This window comes from Limibacillus halophilus, from assembly GCF_014191775.1.
In the GTDB taxonomy this organism is placed as follows: Bacteria; Pseudomonadota; Alphaproteobacteria; order Kiloniellales; family CECT-8803; genus Limibacillus; species Limibacillus halophilus.
Map to the genome: position 1 here is coordinate 90,043 of NZ_JACHXA010000010.1, position 19,739 is coordinate 109,781.

The following is a 19,739-nucleotide window of genomic DNA, read 5'->3' on the forward strand; positions in this document are numbered from 1 at the left end:
CCGCCCCCTCTATTGCCGGGTGCCGAGGTAGAGTTCTCCCACCTCGGCATTGTCCAGCAACTCGCTTGCCGGAAGGTTCAGCTTGATTTCGCCGGCGGCCATGACGATGCCGCGATCGGCAATACCAAGACCCTGGATTGCATTTTGTTCGACCATCAGCACACCTACGCCGGTCTCGTTGACACGCCGGACCGTTTCAAACATCTGGCCAACCATCTTCGGACTGAGCCCCGCGGAAGGCTCATCCAGAAGCAAGAGTCTTGGCGCGACCATCATAGCCATGCCGAAGGCCGCCATTTGCCGCTGTCCGCCGGAGAGATTGCCCGCACGTACGGCAGATCGCTCCTGCAACACCGGGAATAGCTCAAAGACGTGCTCCATTCGTTCGTGACGCGTATCCGTCGCAGTCCATGCACCCATCTCCAGGTTTTCTTGCACTGTGAGGGTACGAAAGACGTTAGCCTCCTGCGGCACATAAGCGACGCCGTGCGCGGCCATTCTGTTCGCAACCATCCCCGTCAGATCATCACCATCGACGCGTACACTTCCGATGCGAGGACGTACAACACCTGCCAGCGTCTTAATCAGCGTCGATTTCCCCGCGCCATTCGGCCCGATAATTGTTGTGATGCTCCCGGCCGATAGCTCGAAAGTGACATCCTTGATGATGTCGCCTTTTCCATAGCCGGCGCAGAGCCCCTCTACCGCCAACAGAGGCCCGGTCATGCCACTCCCCCAAGATAAGCTTCGATCACCGTTGGATCTCGGCGCACCAGGTCAAAGGGGCCCTCGGTCAGCTTGCGCCCTTCGGTCATGACGATGACCGGGTCGCATAGGCGGGCGATGATATCCATGTCATGTTCGACGATCAGGAAAGTCCGGCCCTGGTCCCGGTTAAGGGTGATGATGATCTCCTCCAGGGTTTTCATCAGTGCCGGGTTTACTCCCGCTCCGGGTTCGTCCAGCAGGATCAGCTCGCAATCCAGCATCAAGGCCCGCGCAAGTTCCAAGAGCTTCTTCTGACCACCCGAGAGGTTCTCCGCATACTCGTCGCGGAGGTCCGCAAGGCGCGCAAACTCAAGAACCTCACACGCCTTTGCATAAAGCGCCCTTTCCTCCCGCGCCACTGCACCCGGTTGCAGAAAAATGGGGAGCAAACGCTCGCCGAGCTGCGCGAGGGGCGCCAGCATTAGATTTTCCAGGCAGGTTAAACGGCCGAGTTCCCGGCTCAGCTGGAAGGTGCGAACGACTCCCAAGGGCGCTAAACGATGCGATGGCCATCCGGTGATGTTCCGCCCGAACGCATGGACCTCGCCGGAATCCGGCGGGATTACGCCCGACATGCAGTTGAACAGCGTTGACTTGCCAGCCCCATTGGGGCCGATCAAACCCGTCACTGTGCCGCGTCGCACCTCTAAATCCATACCGGAAAGCGCTTGCACGCCACCAAAGGCTTTCTGCAGGCCGCTGACCGAAAGAATTGCGTCGCCACCTGCGTTTTGCAGTGCAGCCCCATCTGCCCCAAACAAGTGTTTTTGATCCTCTCCGCTTTTGTAGCTCTAGTTAGATAACCACTGTAACCACGGACCCGTCCACCGCGCCACACGATCTTGTGAAATACGTGATCTGGAGATCTATTTTCCGTTTATCCCCCCAATTCCCATCATCCACAGGCAGAACGACTCGCAGCTTTTGTATTAAAATGCAGAATAATTTACACATACCTCCGAACCAGGAAGGCCGGGCGGCTAATTGATGACCGATGAACCAGCGCAACATGATGATCTTTCAGCACGATTGCTGGATTGGTTGCAGGCGGGCGAGAAGCAGCCTGGCGGAAAGCTGCCGCTGTACGACGCAAACGGGGAGCGCATTCCCAAGGCGTTGATTCAGGTTTCTCTTGAGTATGGATTGGTAGAGCCCTGGACGCCCGGTGTTGCGGCTTTGGGTATCTGTAAGCTGACCCCCCTTGGCCGTAGATTTTTGAGCGCACCGATCCCGCAAGGCACCCCCTTACCGGACGCCTCGGACACGCAGCTTGAACCATCCCAAAGCATTTCATCCAAGACGGAACCCGGTTCTTCATTGGATGAACCGGACTTGGTCGATTGGGTCCGCGACGATCCGGCCGAAGAGCAGTGGACTTCGGCAAACTGGGTGCCGGAATCCTGGAATGAGCCGCCCGCCGGGCAGGCATCACCGGCCGAACACGATTTTGACATCACGGAAACCGGCGATATTTTTGCGCCGGAGCCGCAGGCCCACGCCGATGAATCGGCCTCTGCCCGGCATAACACCATTTTCAACGTTGATGAGGATTTTCGTCCCGACAGCCGCCACCCCGATGGCCCGCGTTCTGACATGTTAAGCAGCCAGGATTCCGACGATCCGGATTCCGAAGTTTGGGACGACGAAGATTCGGATTTGGACGCATGGGATATAGCGCTACGCGGTCACACGGATACGCTTGACGGGCCGCCTGAACTGGCGTCGAGCGAACCTGATGACCGGCGCCGGGACGATCTGGACGAACGCGACCGCTTGCCGCCGATCGATGCGCCGACCGCACGCTTTAGCCCCAGACCAACGGCCGCGGGAACCATTGGTTCCGGCAGATTCAGACCCGGTGGCGCAGACGGCCGGCCGCTTCCCGCAGACGGCATGGTCCTGAAGAACAAGCGCTTCGATGACACCCTGCCCGATGCCCTTCTTGATTTGCGTACGCAGCCTGATGGACGCGAGTCGATAACCAGTCGGCGCACTTTGCGGCTTTTAGTCCTTTCCGCAGTGGTAACAGCGATTTCGGTTGTTCTGATTTTCCTGTTTCTCCTGAATCTCAACCGCGACGGTCCGCAAATTGCCATTCTGGCACCGGAAAATCTCTCTCCCGTGGAGCCCGTTGCTGAGACCTCCACTGAACTGCCTACCAGCCTCCCAGGCGAGGACGCTCAGAGCGACGATAACCTGACCGCGACTACGCCATTTATCACAGCGCCGTCCCCCCAGCATCCGGCGGTGACAGAAACTCCGGAAACAGAGACAGCGGAACCGTCCCCGACCGTTGAAATCCCGGAAAACACGACGAGCAAAAAAGGATTTGCAGGTACGAAAAACTCCCGTTTTTCGGCCGAAACGCTAGTGATACCTTTCGACCCTGCTTCTCGCCAGATTATCGAGCGGATCGTTCCGCCTGCGGCCCCGACCGCGCCAATCCCAGCGGTTTCGTCGTCAACGAACAGCGATGGCACAACCGACTCCGCTCCCATCGACGTTCCGGAGACCGCCGCTTTGGAAGCCCCACAAGACCAAGTCCCGGAACCTCAGCAATCGACACCAACCACACAGCAAGCGCTTCCGGGCGCTGGCGAAAATGTTGAATCGGAAAGTACGTCGCCGGGGTTGGCTGGCTCCGAACCGACGGGCAGTAGTACGGCGCCTTCACGGATCAGTTCAGACTTTCTGCCGGATGCCGTTCCCTTGACCCGGCAATCCCCCGACGATGCCGCGCCGGAGGAAGCCTTCAGCCCGAACCCCGATCCCCATTTATCAGAGAGAAGCTCACTGCGCCTCGCCGACCCCAAAAGCGATTCGGGCGACCCATCACCCCAGACCTCCGCCGTACCAGGACCAGGGCCGGGGTCGTCGGTATCTCTACCGCTTGCAAAACCCGCGGCGCCCCAGACCTCCACAGCGACCTTCCAGACAGTATCGCTTCCGTTACCCGGGCGGCGATCCGGCCAATATAGGCTGCAACTCCTGGCGACCGGAGATCGCAACGATGCGGAGTTGCGCAAAGAGCAACTCATCTGGCGCTACAGCGATCTGTTCCAGGAGGCCCCTGTCTTTATCGAGGTGGTTCGTCGTACCGCCGCTCCAACCCTCTATCGTGTGAAGGTCGGCGCTTTCGACAGTCGTGATCGTGCACAAACGCTCTGTCTGGCACTCCGCGAGCGTGGTCAGGACTGCCTGTTGCTGACCACGCCCTCTCGTTGAAACGCCGAGTAACTTAGGAAGCGCTGCAACGGCCGACGGCGACAAAGCTGTTTGGCGCGCCGTATGTCGAAATGTTCTCTGAAAAGAGGTAACCCCAGGTGAAGGTCTTTTTCATACTATCGTATGCGACCATTTCAGCGCCCAAGGTGCAGACATAAAGCATTGGCTGCAGATCCTTGTAGGGTTTGGCGCAAACAAAGCTTTCCTGCTTGCCAAGCGTTTGAGAGCCGGGGCGCTTGGGATGGGTCATGACCATCTCCACCTCGGAAATAAACTCCATCGCAAAGCCATCGCCCTGAAACGGCAGAACTGAACTGGAGCCGTCCTTGAACTCGATACCGCCGGTGGTTTCCTCGTTGCACTGGAGGACTTGTCCCACCTGCGCATCCGCGGCCCCTAAAGGCAACAGGGCAGCCAGGCCCAGAACCGCAAAGAATAAACGCATGTCGCTTTCTCCCTGTTCTTACGCATGTTGAAGCCGATGAGAAGTCGTGGCAATCGGCCCCCGATTGGGATGCCGGCAAGGATCCGGTGATTACCGGTTCATCTGCCGCAACTCCTGGGTTATATCCTGCGCTTGGCGCAAACGGCTGAGCGATTCCGCCTGATCGAATGGATCTGCCCGACCGCTTGCAAAAGCTTTCTGATAAAGTCTGTAGCTTGCTTTCGCCTCGGCTTCCTGATCGCCACCGCTGCAACCCGCTGAAGCAAGGCTCAAGTAATCGTGCCCGGTTACACCGGCATACTGCCTTACCTGCGGCCAAAGGTAGCTGTCATAGCTGTTGCCAGCGACCCATCCGATCAGCGTCAAGCCCTCATCACGCCGATCACAAGGATGACCTTGCGCCGAGGCAAGATGAGCCGCGAGAAGCGGCAGCGCCAAGGCAACGCCGATCCAAAATTTTCTCAGTGGCCTCATAGAATGCTCCACTCAATCCACAATATGCAATTGCAGACAGAATAAGACGTAGCGACCCCTCTAAGCAACCAAAGCTGTCGCGCCGGTCAATTTTGTGTGGGCAAATAGCTGTCCGACCATTTCAACACGAGGTTGAACGACACAGAAATTCGCTGCTCACGAGACAGGTTCGGGTGTACGAAATGATGCAGGAAAGCGGGCCAAATCATGATCGTTCCGGCTTTTGGCTGGACCGTGAATTCGGCCTCGATCTGCGGATCGTTTCGGATTGCCGTCATGTTCGCTTGCGGTCTCGGATCATAGAATGAAATGGCACCGGGCCGGCGGTCCTTGCGCCCCGGCAGATCTTCGTACTTCTCTGGGATCGCAACATAGTAGGTGCCGCTCAACCATGCATGCGGGTGATTGTGGAGATCGTGATAATCCCCGAAGCGGTTCACGTTTGCCCAACCCTGCATCGCCCAGTCCACTCGGTAGTCGATTCCCGCTTGGCGCAGATAGTCGATGGCGCTCTTGTTTATGCACTCGCGCAGCCAGCCAATCGCCGGGTGGTCGCGATCGAGGAAGTTCTCCGCCAAGTAATCCGTCGTCAGATCCTTGCGTGCGCTTTCCAGACTCTCGATTTCCGCAGCGAGCACCTTATTCGCCATCTCCGCTTGGGGAATTTCCCGACGCAAAAGCAAGGTAGGCCAAAGCTGGTAGAATCCGTTGGGGTCAGGTTTTTGTTTCATGATATCGGGAGGCTATCGCCTCCCGGCGCCGGATGCCAGCCCCCTTCCACCCAATTGCCGGATACCCGGTTGCCAAACTCAATAGCACTCGCCACTTTAGCTTGAAGCAACCGCCATTCCGGCATCGACGAGAAGGAATTATCCAAACGATGAGGTATCTGCACACCATGGTCCGCGTGACCGACCTCGAAAAGTCGCTCGACTTTTATTGCACTAAACTCGGCATGACCGAAGTTCGGCGCTACGACAACGACAAGGGACGTTTCACGCTGGTGTTCCTTGCCGCTTCCCACGATAAGGAAAATGCAAAAGCCCATTCCGCCCCGGTCGTGGAACTGACCTACAACTGGGACCCCGAGGCTTACGACGGCGGCCGCAACTTCGGCCACTTGGCCTACGAGATCGATGATATCTATGCCACCTGCCAGAAACTGATGGATAGCGGCGTTACCATCAATCGCCCGCCCCGCGACGGTCGCATGGCTTTCATTCGCTCACCTGATGGCATCTCCATTGAACTGTTGCAGGCCGGTGAAGCGCTGGAACTGCGCGAACCCTGGACTTCAATGCCCAACACCGGCACGTGGTAAACAGCAACAAATGCGGTGCATTCAGTCCTGCTGAGCTTCTTCAAGCCTCCAGCAGGCGAATGCTGCCGCAAAGGCTCCCAGGGTTAAAATCGCGAGCGCCATCAAGAGACTCCAAGACATTACCAGCCCGATCACAACGCCGCTGCCAAGCAGGACCACGCCGATAAGGCTGTTGCTGAGAGCAACATACTGGGCCCGGGTTTCGGCGGTCGTCATATCGATCAACTGTGTCTTGCGACCGATCCTGACACCGGAATGCGACACGCCGAGCACAAACAGTACCGCGCCATGAAGCCAGAGGCTGCCCAGAACCTGCGGCAAGGCAGCGTGGATGGCTAGAACGACCGCGCCAAGAAGCCCGGCACCGACGGCTGCATAGGTCATGGTTCGGCGGCTTGATCGATCGGATAAGCCGCCCCAAACCGCCGAACTGAGAGTTCCCGCAAGGCCGGTCGCAACGACTAGCAATCCAAGAGTGGCGAGCGATCCGTCAGTACCCTGCTGCGCGAAAGCGACATATATTGGGCCTGCAAACGCAGTACTCAAAAGGAGCGAGCGCGCCCACAGGAAGCGCCGCAACTCGGCATCCGCAAACAACAGATCGATCTGTCCCGTCAACACCGACTTCAAGTCGCGCCCACCTTCGGTAGCGCCCTCCTCTTCGTCCAGCGTCAAGAAGGTGACCGCCCCCAACAGCCAAGAAACCCCGGCGGCGGCAATAATAGCGAACAGCAGGCCATCGCTGCGTTGAACCTCAGGCACGAGCGTCAAATAGATGCCCACCAGTCCCGTGACCGCACCGGCGATGGACTCTGCATAGCCCGACAAGCGGCCTCGTTTCGCCTTAGCCACCGTCTTGCCGAGCACGTCCTTGGCTGCAACGGACGCGACGCCACGCGCCAGGCTGAAGACCGCAAGCAAAGCAATGACTGCGACACCGGCGGAAAAACCCTCAAGCCCCGCCATGCCGGCCATTGCCATGGCGAGGATGCAGAGACCTTCCACGGCACTGGCAAAGGCCCAAAAGTGCTTGCGCCGTGGAAAGCTGCGAATCAACCCGCCGACCAGCAACTGCGGCAAGAGAGACAGAGACTCGCGGATCGGCACCAGAAGCCCTACGAAAAAGGCCGGAGCACCCAGCGCGCCGAGCAACCAGGGTAACACCACCTTGGAATCGGCAAGGCCGTCGCCGATTTTGCTGAGGCCCATGGCCGCCGTCTGGATAACGAAACTACGCGGCTGGTCGTGGCAGGCCGCCTCGCTAATATCCTTGCAGAGCCGCGCATCCTCCTCACCAACGGCGGCATGGAATAACCTTTCGGTCCAATGAAGGGCCTTTTCCACTTCTTTTATTCCTTCTTTCCAGCCAGCGTCGAGGCGGAGCCAAAGGCGTTTAGCTCTTCTGCCGTCGCCGCCTGGGCGGCAGCCACAAGACTTTCGAACCGACGAACGAGGTCATGCCCTTCCGTCGTCAGGCGCGCGCCGCCGCGCTGCTTTCCGCCCACATGCGTTTCCACGACCAAAAACGCGAAGCAACTGTTCAACTCGTCGACCAGCCGCCAGGCACGGCTATAAGACATATTCAGCGCGCGGGCTGCCGCGGCAATCGAGAAATGCTCATCGAGCGCCTTCAATAGCGCAATCTTGCCGGGGCCAAGCTGACCACCGCCCGGCAGCGTAATCTTGATCCAAAGCCGCGCTTTGCTGTTGGAAGATGTCATGCCCTCAACCCTATCGCACTGTCCTTACGAAACTATAGGCCCCAGAAATTTGCCGGCCTTCCATTCTCGGTAATCACCATACCCCTTGAACCAGCAAATCTATTTGATAGCTTTTGTTGTGACACCCTTTGAGGAAGATTTGGAGAGGATTACTAAATGTCCAGTGAAGGCCTTCACGAGCCGATTGAGAAGCTCAGCAAGAAAACCATCAACATGCACCGTGCCATCGTCTCCCTGATGGAGGAGTTGGAGGCGGTCGATTGGTATCAGCAACGTGCCGATGCCTGCGATGATCCGGAGCTCAAGGCCATCCTGATCCACAATGCTAACGAAGAAATCGAGCACGCGATGATGGTGCTGGAATGGATTCGGCGGAACAACGAGACCTTCGACAGCGAGATGAAAGAGCGCCTGTTCAGCGACGCGCCGATCTCCGATCACTGAGGTATCTCAGTGCCAAAGTCGGCGGCACTGGGATAGCAAAACAGCACGATGGTGATCCTCGCTGGCAAGGCAAAAATAGGTCAGACGCGAGGACACCATCACGGGGGGCGTCTGCGTTCACATGAAGAAAACACTCCGCTAGTCCAAACCCATCCCCTGCCGAGCCAATAGGATTGGCAAGCGCTGGCGTAACTCTTTATCCAGTTCGCTGGAGACATGCCGCGGGAAAAAGCTGGCAAGGCGCTCCTTCTTGACTGCAGTCGCGGTCTCGACCACGTCGGGACGACCTTTCTCCACCCATTCCTTGGGGCTGGTGCGATCGCCGAGCTCCGGATAGACGTAATCTCGCTGCATCAACTCCAGCGTCGAGGAATGCCCCAGGTAATGACCCGGCCCTTCGGTGCAGACCTGCCGCATCACTTCAAGCGACAGGGAATCCTCGGTCACCTCGATTCCACGCACGCAACGCAGGCACTGTCCCAGCATGTCATTATCCAACAACAAACTCTCCAGGCAGAAACCGAGAAGCGATGCGTGCATGCCCGCCGACTCATAAACCATATTGAGCCCGGCCAGCCCGGCCATCACGTTCGAGATCGCCTTTTCATAGCCCGCCTGAAGGTCGGGAAGCTTCGAATCGGCCATGCCCGCCGCCGCCCCGCCCGGCAAATCATAGAACTGCGCCATCTGCGCACAGGCGGCTGACAATAATGCCTGCTCGCCCGAGCCACCGGACATCGCGCCAGTTCGCAAGTCGGATACGAAAGGCCAGGTTCCGAAAATCGCCGGAGCCCCGGGCTGAATCGCATTGACGTAGCAAATGCCAGCCAGGACTTCCGCGGTGGCCTGCATTACCGCGCCGGCCAGGGCAGGCGGCGCCGTCGCACCCGCTTGGCCTGCCGACAGCAACAGAACGGGCATGCCGCCGTGAACACAAGCTTCGAGAACGCGGCAAGCATCCTCGGCAAACTTCATCGGCGGAACGACAAAGCAGTTCGAGTTGGATACGAAAGGCCGGTCTCTCCAAGCCGCTTCGCCGCCGGCAACCGCATGCAGAAGGTCGAACACCTTGGGCATGTTCTCGCCCAGCGTGAAGCTGCAACCGACGTGCTTGGTGGTTCCGGCGATGGAGGCATAAAGCGTGTTGATGTCCAGCTCTTCCAGGGTATTCACGTCGCAGGGCGTGAGCGGGCGCTGAAAGAAGTGGATGTTGTCCAGCTGCTGGACCAACCGCGCGGCATCATAAAGGTCCTGAACCGTGGCGTTGCGGTAGATACGCTGCTCGACATCCACCATCATCGTCGCCGCACCTGCGGTTCCGAAATGCACTTTCTTGCCCTGCGGATGGAGGTCGTACAGCGGGTCGCGACCGTACAGCGGTCTATTGCGCCATGCCTTCGCAACCATGTCCTCAACCATGGCTCTGGGAAATCTCAACCGCCCGTCGTCACCCAGAATCGCACCCGCGGCGGTGCAGTACTCGATACAAGAGGGAATTGCATCGGCTAGACCGATCTGCTCCAACGCATCCAGGGCCGCCTCATGGACGCGCCGTACCTGGTCATCGGACAGCGGGCGATACACACCGCCTTCGAGCCCGGCTCGGATCGGCTTCAAATCGTCGGGAAGAGGTGCAGCGCGTGCCGCCCTCCGGGCCTCTCGACCACCTTTCCTTCGGCCTTCGCGGACTGCTGTTTCTTCCGTCATGGCCCGATTTCCTTCTTGCTGAGGTTTTCAATGCTTCCTGTTCATAGTCGGGTACGATCCGCCTTGGGATCGTAGAGTGGTTTGAGCGAGGCTTCAGCCGGGTACCGAACGCCGGCGACCTCGATCTCGTAGTGCGAGGCCAGTTGATCGGCTGCACTTTCGCCCTCCACACAAGGCACATAGCCCAGCCCGATGGCCCCACCCAGCCAGTGCCCATAGTTGCCGGAGGTCAAGCGGCCTACGATCTTGCCGTCACGCAGGATCGGCTCGTTATGGAATAGCAAGGGCTCGGGGTCGGTTAGCTTGAACTGCAGCATCCGGCGGCCAACCCCTGTCTGCTTTTTCGCAAGCACCGCCTCACGCCCTAGGAAGTCGCCGAAGCAGGACGTCGGCTTGTCTGTTTTGACCGCGAATCCCAGGCCCGCTTCCAGCACATGATCCTCGTCGGTTATGTCGTGGCCGAAGTGACGGAAAGCCTTTTCGATACGGCAGGAGTCCAGCACATGGAGACCGCAGAGCCGAAGTCCTTGCGACGGCCCTGCCTGAGCTATGCTGTCGAACACATGACCGGCCATCTCACTGGAGACGTAAAGCTCCCACCCCAACTCACCGACATAGGAAATTCGGTGAGCGCGTGCGATCCCGAGCCCGATCTCGATCTGCTGCATGGTCCCAAATGGGAAATCTTCGTTGGAAAGGGATTGCGGTGTCAGGGGTTGCAACAAGTCCCTGGCCTTGGGACCCATAACGCAGATTACCGCCTCCCCCGCCGTAACATCGACCGCCACGCAATGCGCCTCGTCCGGGATATTGCGCTTCAACCAAGCCATATCGCGCTGCAATGTCGCGCCCGGCGTGACCACTAGGAAGCTGGTTTCATCCAGGCGCGTAATGGTCACGTCCGCCTCAATACCGCCATGCCGGTTGAGCCACTGCGTATAAACGATGCCGCCGGGCTCAACCGCTACGTCGTTGCCGGAAAGACGCTGCAAAACCGCCTCTGCGTCGCGGCCTTCGACCCGTATCTTGCCAAAGGAAGACATATCGAACAGCCCAACTGCGCTGCGGACGGCCTTGTGCTCCTCTGCGGCATAAGCAAACCAGTTTTGCCGTTTCCAGCTGTAAGTGTATTCGGCTTTGCGGCCCTTCTCGATCTCGTCGGGCGGCAGGAACCAGTTGGCCCGCTCCCAGCCGCTTGCTTCGCCGAAACAGGCGCCGCGCGCAGCTAAACGCTCATGCAAGGGCGAGGTGCGCACGCCCCGCGCAGAGGCATACTGGCGGTAAGGATAGTGATCGGCATAAAGCAACCCCAGCGTCTCCGTGACCCGCTCCTTGAGATACCGCCTGTTGCCCTGGAAGGGCTGCATTCGGCGGATATCGACATCCCAGAGGTCAAAGGGAGGTTCGCCTGCATTCATCCACTCGGCCAGTGCTTTTCCCGCGCCGCCCGCCGATTGAATCCCGATGGAATTGAACCCCGCCGCCACGAAGAAATTATTCAACTCCGGCGCTTCGCCCAACAGATAGCGGTCATCCGGCGTGAAACTTTCCGGGCCATTGAAGAACGTATGGATACCGGTCGATTCCAGAACCGGAAAGCGGTTCACCGCCTTTTCGAGAATCGGCTCGAAGTGTTCGAAATCCTCGGGCAGCTGATCGAAGCAGAAATCTTCGGGGATGCCGTCCAGCGCCCAAGGCTTTGAGACAGGCTCGAACGCACCCAGCAAAATCTTGCCCGCGTCTTCTTTGTAATAGGCGCATTCGTCCGGGACCCGCAGAACCGGCAATGTCGATGGCAGGCCGGGCACCGGTTCGGTGACGATGTAGAAGTGCTCGCACGCCTGCAACGGCACATTCACCCCCGCCATGCGGCCAACTTCGCGGCCCCACATGCCGGCGCAGTTCACGACATACTCAGCACGGACCTCGCCCTTGTCGGTCGAAACGCCGGTAACGCGCCCGGCCTCCTGGTGGATGGCGGTCACTTTGGTATTCTCGAAAATCCTGACCCCCCGGTTGCGCGCACCCTTGGCCAGTGCCAGCGCGATGTTGGCCGGATCGCCCTGCCCGTCGGTCGGCAGGAAGACACCGCCCTTCACCCCATCGAGATTTATGTATGGGTGCTTTTCAAGACATTGCTCCGGTGACAGGACGTCCGCCCGCAAACCAAAGGTCGCCGCCATTGATGCGCCGCGCTTTAGCTCCTCGAAACGATCATCGCTCAAAGCCAGGGCTAGCGAGCCGCGCTGGCGAAGCCCGGTCGCAACCTCTGTTTCCTCTTCCAAGGTGGCATACAATTCGGCGGTATACTTGGCTAGCTGGGTCATGTTGTAGGATGCGCGAAGCTGCCCGATCAGCCCCGCCGCGTGCCAGGTGGTCCCACTGGTGAGTTGTTTGCGTTCCAACAGTATGACGTCCCGCCAACCGAGCTTGGCCAGGTGATAGGCAACGGAACAGCCAATCACGCCGCCACCGATAATGACCGCTCGCGCTGACCCGGGAAAATCGTTCATTCGAAATCTCTCCTAACTCTTCAATCGACTATTGCTCGGGTCGTAGAGCGGTTCGCTCCCGACCACGGCTGAAAAACGCTCGCCAAAAATATCGACTTCCAGGGCGGTGCCTTCGACCGCCAAATCACGGCGCACATAGGAAAGCGCAATCGACTTGCCGATACGGTGCCCGTAGCCGCCCGAAGTAACGAGCCCGACCCGCTCGCCATCCTTCCAGATCGTCGCCAGATAGGGCGCATCCGCAGTCCCAGCATCGACGATCAGCGGCACGAAACGCTCGCTTGGCCCCTTCTGCTTTTCCTGGAGCAGGGCGTCGCGCCCGACGAACGCTGCCTTGTCGAGCTTGACGAAACGGTCCAGCGCACCCGCCAGCGGAGAGAAGTCCGTGGAAAGGTCTTCCTTCCAGGATCGGTAACACTTCTCCAATCGCATTGCGTTCAGAGCATAGATGCCAAAGTCACGGATGCCTTCGGCCTCACCTGCCGTCCAGAGCGCTTGGTAAACGCCGACCATGTACTCGTTCGGCAGGTGAATTTCCCAGCCCAACTCGCCGGCGTAACTGACCCGGATCGCGCGCCCACGAGCCATCCCGATCACGATCGGCTGGTGGCTTAACCAAGGGAAGTTCTCGCTGGAAAGGTCGTTCTCGCAAACCTGGGTCAGCACGGCGCGGCTCTTGGGACCCGTCAAAACCAGAGTGCCCCAAGCCGCCGTCACGTTATCGATCTTGATACCGGAATCAGCCGGCAAGTGCGCCAGCAGCCAGTCCCGGTCATGCCATTCAGCCCCTGACGCCGTCATCAGCCAGAAGTGATCCTCGGCAAAACGCGTTACCGTCATTTCGGTCAGGATGCGACCGGATTTGGTTGCAAAGTAGACCAGCCCGATCCGCCCGGGTTTGGGCAACGCGCCGGTGATCAGATCTTCCAGCCAAGCGGCGGCACCGTCGCCGGAAACCTCGAAGCGTGCAAAGCCAGGGAGATCGAGAATGCCAACCGCCTCCTGCACGGCCTTGCATTCCTCGCCGACGGCATCGAACCAATTAGTCCGGTGAAAGGAGAGTTGGTTTTCGGCTTCGTCCTTACCGGCTCTCGGGAACCAGCAGGCGCGTTCCCATCCGGCCCGCGCACCGAAGACGGCACCCTTGGCCCGGAGCGTTTCATAGAGGGGTGAGGTCTTGGCGGGGCGTCCCGCGGGCCGTTCCTCGTTGGGATAACCGATGGCATATTCACGTTGATAAAGCTCTACGGCCTTGGCGCGGGTATATTCTTTGGTAACGTAGCCGGTGAACCGTCTTGGGTCGATCGACCACATATCCCATTCGGTCTCGCCCTCGACGACCCACTCCGCCAGGACCTTGCCCGCGCCACCGCCCTGAGTGATGCCAAAGGAGAAGACGCAAGCTTCGAAGGCGTTGGGCACGCCGGGCATGGGTCCGACCAGCGGATTGCCGTCCGGTGTGTAAGGTATCGGGCCGTTGATGACTTTCTGTATGCCTGCCTTGCCCAGGATCGGCACGCGGCGGCAGGCATCCTCGATATAGAATTCCAATCGCTCCAAGTCGTCCGGATAAAGCTGGAAGGAAAAATCCTCGGGCATCGGATCGTTCTCGTTGACCCAATGCGGCGTCGCTTGCCACTCGTAGGGACCCAGGATCAAGCCGTCGCGTTCCTGACGCAGGTAATAGGAAATATCGGGATCGCGCAGCAATGGCACTTTCCCATTGAGCGCAGCCAGTTCCGGCACCGACTCTGTGACAAGATACTGATGCGCCATCGCGACGCTGGGAACGTCGCGCCCAAAGAAACGACCGACCTCTGCGGCCCTGTAACCTGCTGCGTTCACAACCTTCTCGCAGCGAATGCTGCCCTGCGCCGTGATCACTTCCCACTCGCCCGAAGCGAGGCGGCGCACATCCGTAACCGGCGCAAAGCGGATAATCTTGGCACCCAGATCGCGCGCGCCCTTAGCAAAGGCCTGGGTAAGCTGGGCCGGGTCGATATCGCCATCGGTGGGATCCCAGACGCCACCGAGAATATCGTGGGTTTCAAGAAAAGGGTGGGCGGCGCGCATCTCTTCGGTCGTCATCATATCGAAGTCGATGCCCTGGTGGCGCGCCATGCCGACCACGTGTTGAAACTCCTCCATGCGGTCCTTGCTGTGGGCCAGCCGGATCGAACCTGTATTGTGGTAGTTCATCGGATAGTCCACCTCGTCGGCGAGACGGGTGTAGAGCGCGGTCGAATAGCGCTGCATCTTCATGATAGACCAGGAACCGGAGAAGCTTGGACAGTTGCCGGCAGCGTGCCAGGTCGAACCGGAGGTCAACTCGTTCTTCTCCAGCAGCACGCAGTCACTCCAACCCATCTTGGCTATGTGGTATAGGCTGGAGCAGCCAACGACACCGCCACCGATGATCACGACACGGGCATGGGATGGAAGTTGGGCCATGGTCGCTTTTTCCTCTTCTTTGATCAGTACACCGGCGGAGCGATCACCCAGATCACCACCGCCGGTTCATCATGGGGATTTGCCCAGCGATGCGTTTCCCCCTTGAATCGGAAACTGTCGCCGGGATTGAGGTGGAATGAGCGTTCGCCGATCCACAAATCGAGCCGGCCAGCAACCAAATAGCCGGCTTCCTCGGTGGGACGCAGCGCCGGTTCCGGCAATGCGGATCCAGGTTCGAACACGCTCCGGAAAATCTCGAAGCTGCCCCCCAGGTCAGGCGACAGCAATTCCTCTAGCAACCCATCCTTGCGGTCGCCCAGAACACGGCGCGACTGGGCGCGCACGATGTAACCGCGTTCTTCCTGCGGCGCCGCGTCGTTCTGGAAAAAGAAACCGAGCGGTAGTCCAAAAAGGGCCGCAATGTGCCGGAGGTCGGCGATCGAAGGTTCCGACAAGCCCCGTTCGACCTGGCTAACCCAGCCAACCGAGCGCCCTAGCTTTGAGGCAATATCCTGGAGCGTGAGGCCGCGGGCCCGCCGCAAGGCGCGCAAATCCGCGCCGACGCCACCCTTTTCCGCCTCGAAGGTCGCTTTGTCCAAAGCGCGGCTCCCTGCCACATGAAATTTTTTTAGATTTTTTCATGAAAATTTCTGTCGATGCAAGAATTTTCACCATACTGATGCGACTACGCATGCCCGGCGGTCTCCTCCAGGATCCAATCGCGCAGTATCCGCGCCGAAGCCGAGAGTCGCCGACCTTGAGGAACAAGCAGATAAAAGGAATCGCTGGCCAGGATTGCCTTTCCAATGCCCAAAGCTTCCAGGCGGCCGGACTGGACGGCCGCCGCGGCCATCCAGCGCCGTAGCAGAGCAACACCCTGCCCCGCCTCGCACAATGCGAAAGCGGTAGCCACGGTATCGACTTCCAATACAGCCGGCGCCGCATTCGCCGAAGAGAGCTCAATCTTGGATTGGGCTGCCGACCACTCCTGCCAACCCTCCCGGTATCCGATAACTTCAATGAGCCGTTGCTGGGATAGCCATTCGCCTTTGTCCCGTTCTTTGGCCGCCATTGCCAAAGCCGGGTTCGCAAAAGGCTCAAGATAGTCCTCGGTGAGGCGAAACACCTCGTTACCGGGCCATCGGCCGTCGCCATAGCGAATCTCAAGATCGATAGCGGCCTGATCAAAGTCAGAGGCCCATAAGGTGGTCAGAATGCGGAGCGGCACGGCCGGATGCCGATCCAAGAAACTCGTAATCCTTGGCAGCAACCAGTGGGCTTGAAAAGACGCCGTAGCGCGCAACTGCACGCCCTCTTTTTCCCGCCGACCGAAGAGCGCGTCCGTACCGCGTAGCAAGCTCTCGAAGGCCTGCTGGACGACCGGCCTATAGGCCTCGCCCGCCTCGGTCAGATTGATACCGCGCGGCAGCCGCTTGAAAAGCGGCCGTCCCAAGCGCTCCTCAAGCAAGCGCACCTGTTGACTGACTGCAGAAGGTGTCACGCCCAGCTCCTGCGCCGCACCGACAAAGCTGCCATTGCGCGCGGCCGCGTCGAAGGCCCGTAACCAGATCAAGGGGGGTAAGGTAATACTCATGACAAAGCCTAGCCTTAGTTTAACTTATTCTTAGGCCAAAGATTAGTCATTTGCTTGCGCCAGGCCAAGCACCGCATCTTCATGGCTAGCTTTGCGCCCCAACCCACAAGGACCTCGGAAACGATGATCGCCCCAGCAAGCCAAGCCGGTTCGAGCCTCCAAGCGCGCAACGCTCCGCGCCCGGACATGGCCGACCCCGCGCCCTATCCATTGGTTTCGAGGCTAGTTGGCCTTGAGGCCACCGACGATGCCGTCAAAGCGCTGTGGGATGACCACCGGGAAAGCCAGTTCCACGCTGTCTGGCTGCGCGATAACTGCGCCTGCGCTACCTGCCGCCACCCCGCGACCCAGGAGCGGACCTTTTTGCTTCTGGACGCTGAACAGCCAAGCTTGAGGGCCGCGACGATCCTGCCCGGCGGGCACCTCGAAGCGACCTTTGCCGACGGACACACCTCAAGCTTCGATGCTGGCTGGCTCCGGGCCAAGGCTTACGATGCCTGGGCCTTGGCCGAACGCGACCAGCCACCGGTCGAGTGGGCTGCCGACATGGAGATACCAAGGTTTCCTTTCGCCGAGGTGATGATGGGTTCGGAAGGGCTTGCCCGTTGGCTAAAGGGTTTGCTGGAGACCGGCATAGCCATCGTTACGGAAGCCCCGGCGGAATCGGGACGACTATTCGAAATCGTCAACCGTGTTCAAAACCCCAAGGAGACCAACTTCGGCACGCTGTTCGAGGTGTTTTCGAAGCCAAAGCCCAATTCAAGCGCTTACACGTCCTTGGGCCTGGAACCGCACGCGGATCTGGTTAACTGGGCCTGCCCGCCGGATTTTCAGGCGCTTTTCTGCATCGAGAATAGCACGGGCGGCGGTCGTTCCATTTTCGTCAACGCCATGACCGTAACCGAGGCCCTGAGGCTCCAGGACCCGGAAGCCTTCACATTGCTCTCCGAAGTTCCTGTCGAGTTTCGCTTCCAGGATGAAACCTGTGATCTGCGCCATCTAGCGCCGGTCGTCGAACTGGACCGCCAGGGAAGAATACGGCGCTTACGCTTCAACAACTGGCTGCGCAATCAAACTTGTGCACCGGTGGAGAGCATGGCGGCCTGGTACCGTGCCTATGCAAAGCTCTGGAGCCTGATCCGGGATCGCCGCTATCAACTGCGCCCGAGGCTGGCACCCGGCGAGATGGTGATCTTCGACAATGTCCGCGTCCTGCACGGTCGGGAAGCCTACGACGCGAATGCCGGCCGCCGTAACCTGGAAGGTTGTTACCTGGATCGTGACTGGGTCACAAGCTGCCTGCGATTGACGGACCGTGAGGCCGCAGCGCTTTAAGGGCCATCGTCCCCCAGCAGGACGATCAGTATTCCTTCCGGTAACAGCTTGATGCTGGTCGGGTGTGGCCAGGGTTGCATGGCCGAGAGAGGGTCTCGGAACAGTCGGCGCACTTCCTTGTCTCGCAGCCGACCGGTAGGCCGGTCAAAGCGGATCGTGTTGGATGCACTGAGTTGCAGCAGATTGTACAGGCGAGTGGGGTGGCAATTCAAAACACCGCATTCAACGATGCTACTGTCCATGGGTCCCGCGTGGGCGGGCATTGCATAGGGTCGTTCACTCGCAGTCGGAAGGCGCCCGACAGGGTAAACAATCAGGGGTTTGGCACCGTTTTCCGTAACCGCCTCCAAGTCGCTCATGGCTTCGATCCGCTCTATCATGCGCGTGGCGATCGACCAGTCCCGGCGGTTCAGGTTGTAGGTGACGAAACTCGCCGCATTGTGCTGAAACACGAAGATCAGTATGAGCGTCAGAGCAAGGCCCTTCATCAACCCCCCAATCAGCCCCCCGGTCAGCAGCCGTGGCGCACCTTCCAGCGCAAGCAAGGCGAAGCCCGCATAAGCCAGCGCTAAGGACACGATCCCGTTGTAGCGGTAGCTGTTGGGCGTACGCATGATCCCCAGCAGCCAAGGCAGAACCAAAAATCCGCAGGCCAATAATAATCCGACCCCGATGTACCAGACCGCATTCAACGGTTTCTGTTTCGAACCGCGATGGATGAGCGCCAAGGGATAGACCGCCAGCAGGCCGAGAAAGAGCCACTTGGCGAACTGGGGGACTAAGTGTTGTGGCAAGAACAAAAACTGCTCGAAATAGGCCAGGAAGCGCGCCAGGGTCATTTGCAATTCGCCCGTCGAACTCACCAAAGACCCGGATAGTGCATAGCCCTTGGCCATTTGTCCGAGACCGTAGGCCGTCTGCGTCACGTAGACGGACAGACCGTAGAGGAATATCCCGCACCCGAAGATCACGACCATAAGGGCCAAACGTTTGACGAAGATAGTTGGTGCGACCTCGTCGAAACCGTTGCGCAGCAACGCACGCATCCAGCCAAGGAGAAAAATCATTGGCGCCATTGGCGCCATCGCCTGGTACCCGGAGGCCGAAAGCGCCAGGCATAAACTTGACGCTAGGCCCAGGGACAGGGCTTTCAGCAGGCCTAGGGGTTGACCTTGCACCATCCGCCAGGCGAGCAGACCGCTCGCCAATGCCAGCAAGGTTGCAAGGCCCGCGTTGGGATGATTGTTCTTGAAATTGACCATCTCGGCCCAAAAAGGCGTCAAGACGAACAAACCCAGGAAAGCAAACCCCGCGAAGCGATCATCCACCACCAGAAAACGCAGCGCCAACAACCCGCCCACCAGCCACAATGCGACCATAAAACTCAACGTGAAGGCCGGCGCGAAGAGTTTGTCGGCGAACACCATCCAGATGTAGCGTTGCAGCCATCGTCCGAGCGACACGACGACATCGTACTGGTTGCCTTCTTTCCAGACGGCGGACCAGTCATCTCCCGCCAGGGTCATGTTGAACATGACGAAGCCATAGGCGATCAGACAGAGCAGAATGACGACCAACAGGCCGTCTCTGTGGTGACCGATGAGATATTCGCTCCACCCGCAAATGGGCTGGCTATTAGCCACGACCTTGCTTGATTCGGATTGCACCACTGTTATGCCCCCCAGCATGCAAGCGTCTTTTGTGGCGCTTGATTCTTGCCGATCTTTCGTTTGTTTTGGCA

Annotated in this window: 17 protein-coding genes; 4 read left to right on the forward strand and 13 right to left on the reverse strand. The window is 59.1% G+C overall.

The features are described from left to right. Positions 1-9: 9 nt before the first annotated feature. Together FHR98_RS15195 and FHR98_RS15200 are read right to left on the reverse strand one after the other, a co-directional pair. Positions 10-726 (reverse strand): ABC transporter ATP-binding protein, encoded by a 717-nt coding sequence (locus FHR98_RS15195; RefSeq protein WP_183417583.1) that lies wholly within the window; start codon positions 724-726, stop codon positions 10-12. Next, positions 723-1,529 (reverse strand): ABC transporter ATP-binding protein, encoded by an 807-nt coding sequence (locus FHR98_RS15200; protein ID WP_246377913.1) that lies wholly within the window; start codon positions 1,527-1,529, stop codon positions 723-725. Before FHR98_RS15200 ends, FHR98_RS15195 begins: the two co-directional genes overlap by 4 nt. Positions 1,530-1,755: 226 nt before the next feature. On the opposite strand from FHR98_RS15200, the gene FHR98_RS15205 reads away from it, so the two are divergent. Then, positions 1,756-3,993: an SPOR domain-containing protein gene (locus FHR98_RS15205; protein WP_183417584.1), complete on the forward strand. Its 2,238-nt coding sequence runs from the start codon at positions 1,756-1,758 to the stop codon at positions 3,991-3,993. A 13-nt stretch (positions 3,994-4,006) separates the two neighbouring features. Here FHR98_RS15205 and FHR98_RS15210 read toward each other — a convergent pair whose 3' ends face one another. From FHR98_RS15210 to FHR98_RS15220, 3 genes are all read right to left on the reverse strand, one after another. Then, positions 4,007-4,438 (reverse strand): hypothetical protein, encoded by a 432-nt coding sequence (locus tag FHR98_RS15210; protein WP_183417585.1) that lies wholly within the window; start codon positions 4,436-4,438, stop codon positions 4,007-4,009. A gap of 90 nt (positions 4,439-4,528) precedes the next feature. Then, positions 4,529-4,912 carry a hypothetical protein gene (locus FHR98_RS15215; RefSeq protein WP_183417586.1) on the reverse strand — a complete coding sequence of 128 codons (384 nt, stop codon included), beginning with the start codon at positions 4,910-4,912 and terminating at the stop codon, positions 4,529-4,531. 86 nt (positions 4,913-4,998) lie between these two features. Further along, positions 4,999-5,643: a 2OG-Fe(II) oxygenase family protein gene (locus tag FHR98_RS15220; RefSeq protein ID WP_183417587.1), complete on the reverse strand. Its 645-nt coding sequence runs from the start codon at positions 5,641-5,643 to the stop codon at positions 4,999-5,001. Positions 5,644-5,792: 149 nt separating this feature from the next. Between FHR98_RS15220 and gloA the strand changes: the two genes are divergently transcribed. Further along, positions 5,793-6,233, forward strand: a complete 441-nt coding sequence (gene gloA, locus FHR98_RS15225) for a lactoylglutathione lyase (RefSeq protein ID WP_183417588.1) — start codon at positions 5,793-5,795, stop codon at positions 6,231-6,233. Positions 6,234-6,254: 21 nt separating this feature from the next. On the opposite strand, the gene FHR98_RS15230 is transcribed toward gloA, so the two are convergent. Beyond that, on the reverse strand, positions 6,255-7,577 hold the full coding sequence (locus tag FHR98_RS15230) for an MFS transporter (protein ID WP_183417589.1): 1,323 nt from the start codon (positions 7,575-7,577) through the stop codon (positions 6,255-6,257). A gap of 5 nt (positions 7,578-7,582) precedes the next feature. Next, entirely contained in the window at positions 7,583-7,954 is a 372-nt protein-coding gene (locus FHR98_RS15235; RefSeq protein ID WP_183417590.1) for a winged helix-turn-helix domain-containing protein, read from the reverse strand. Between the two features lie 156 nt (positions 7,955-8,110). Between FHR98_RS15235 and FHR98_RS15240 the strand changes: the two genes are divergently transcribed. After that, entirely contained in the window at positions 8,111-8,398 is a 288-nt protein-coding gene (locus tag FHR98_RS15240) for an encapsulin-associated ferritin-like protein (protein ID WP_183417591.1), read from the forward strand. Between the two features lie 138 nt (positions 8,399-8,536). On the opposite strand, the gene FHR98_RS15245 is transcribed toward FHR98_RS15240, so the two are convergent. The 5 genes from FHR98_RS15245 to FHR98_RS15265 form a co-directional block, all read right to left on the reverse strand. Continuing rightward, on the reverse strand, positions 8,537-10,105 hold the full coding sequence (locus FHR98_RS15245) for a trimethylamine methyltransferase family protein (RefSeq protein ID WP_183417592.1): 1,569 nt from the start codon (positions 10,103-10,105) through the stop codon (positions 8,537-8,539). A gap of 41 nt (positions 10,106-10,146) precedes the next feature. Further along, complete coding sequence (locus tag FHR98_RS15250; RefSeq protein WP_183417593.1) at positions 10,147-12,618, reverse strand: GcvT family protein; 2,472 nt, start codon at positions 12,616-12,618, stop codon at positions 10,147-10,149. A 12-nt stretch (positions 12,619-12,630) separates the two neighbouring features. Further along, a complete protein-coding gene (locus tag FHR98_RS15255; protein WP_183417594.1) occupies positions 12,631-15,069 on the reverse strand; it encodes a GcvT family protein in 2,439 nt (812 codons plus the stop codon). Positions 15,070-15,092: 23 nt separating this feature from the next. Continuing rightward, positions 15,093-15,668 carry a helix-turn-helix domain-containing protein gene (locus FHR98_RS15260; RefSeq protein WP_183417595.1) on the reverse strand — a complete coding sequence of 192 codons (576 nt, stop codon included), beginning with the start codon at positions 15,666-15,668 and terminating at the stop codon, positions 15,093-15,095. Positions 15,669-15,754: 86 nt separating this feature from the next. Further along, positions 15,755-16,663 (reverse strand): LysR substrate-binding domain-containing protein, encoded by a 909-nt coding sequence (locus tag FHR98_RS15265; protein WP_183417596.1) that lies wholly within the window; start codon positions 16,661-16,663, stop codon positions 15,755-15,757. A gap of 123 nt (positions 16,664-16,786) precedes the next feature. Here FHR98_RS15265 and FHR98_RS15270 point away from each other — a divergent pair, with 123 nt between their 5' ends. Beyond that, positions 16,787-17,998 (forward strand): TauD/TfdA family dioxygenase, encoded by a 1,212-nt coding sequence (locus tag FHR98_RS15270; RefSeq protein ID WP_183417597.1) that lies wholly within the window; start codon positions 16,787-16,789, stop codon positions 17,996-17,998. Here FHR98_RS15270 and FHR98_RS15275 read toward each other — a convergent pair. Beyond that, positions 17,995-19,665, reverse strand: a complete 1,671-nt coding sequence (locus FHR98_RS15275) for a glucosyltransferase domain-containing protein (protein WP_183417598.1) — start codon at positions 19,663-19,665, stop codon at positions 17,995-17,997. The two genes, FHR98_RS15270 and FHR98_RS15275, sit on opposite strands and share 4 nt — an antisense overlap. Positions 19,666-19,739 lie beyond the last annotated feature (74 nt).

Excerpts from the sequence above, each read along its gene's own strand:
- FHR98_RS15265 (WP_183417596.1), bottom strand. The coding sequence starts at position 16,663 with ATGAGTATTACCTTACCCCCCTTGATCTGGTTACGGGCCTTCGACGCG.
- FHR98_RS15195 (WP_183417583.1), bottom strand. The coding sequence starts at position 726 with ATGACCGGGCCTCTGTTGGCGGTAGAGGGGCTCTGCGCCGGCTATGGA.
- FHR98_RS15215 (WP_183417586.1), bottom strand. The coding sequence starts at position 4,912 with ATGAGGCCACTGAGAAAATTTTGGATCGGCGTTGCCTTGGCGCTGCCG.
- FHR98_RS15245 (WP_183417592.1), bottom strand. The coding sequence starts at position 10,105 with ATGACGGAAGAAACAGCAGTCCGCGAAGGCCGAAGGAAAGGTGGTCGA.
- FHR98_RS15235 (WP_183417590.1), bottom strand. The coding sequence starts at position 7,954 with ATGACATCTTCCAACAGCAAAGCGCGGCTTTGGATCAAGATTACGCTG.
- FHR98_RS15220 (WP_183417587.1), bottom strand. The coding sequence starts at position 5,643 with ATGAAACAAAAACCTGACCCCAACGGATTCTACCAGCTTTGGCCTACC.
- FHR98_RS15250 (WP_183417593.1), bottom strand. The coding sequence starts at position 12,618 with ATGAACGATTTTCCCGGGTCAGCGCGAGCGGTCATTATCGGTGGCGGC.
- FHR98_RS15255 (WP_183417594.1), bottom strand. The coding sequence starts at position 15,069 with ATGGCCCAACTTCCATCCCATGCCCGTGTCGTGATCATCGGTGGCGGT.
- FHR98_RS15270 (WP_183417597.1), top strand. The coding sequence starts at position 16,787 with ATGATCGCCCCAGCAAGCCAAGCCGGTTCGAGCCTCCAAGCGCGCAAC.
- FHR98_RS15210 (WP_183417585.1), bottom strand. The coding sequence starts at position 4,438 with ATGCGTTTATTCTTTGCGGTTCTGGGCCTGGCTGCCCTGTTGCCTTTA.
- FHR98_RS15240 (WP_183417591.1), top strand. The coding sequence starts at position 8,111 with ATGTCCAGTGAAGGCCTTCACGAGCCGATTGAGAAGCTCAGCAAGAAA.
- FHR98_RS15205 (WP_183417584.1), top strand. The coding sequence starts at position 1,756 with ATGACCGATGAACCAGCGCAACATGATGATCTTTCAGCACGATTGCTG.
- gloA (WP_183417588.1), top strand. The coding sequence starts at position 5,793 with ATGAGGTATCTGCACACCATGGTCCGCGTGACCGACCTCGAAAAGTCG.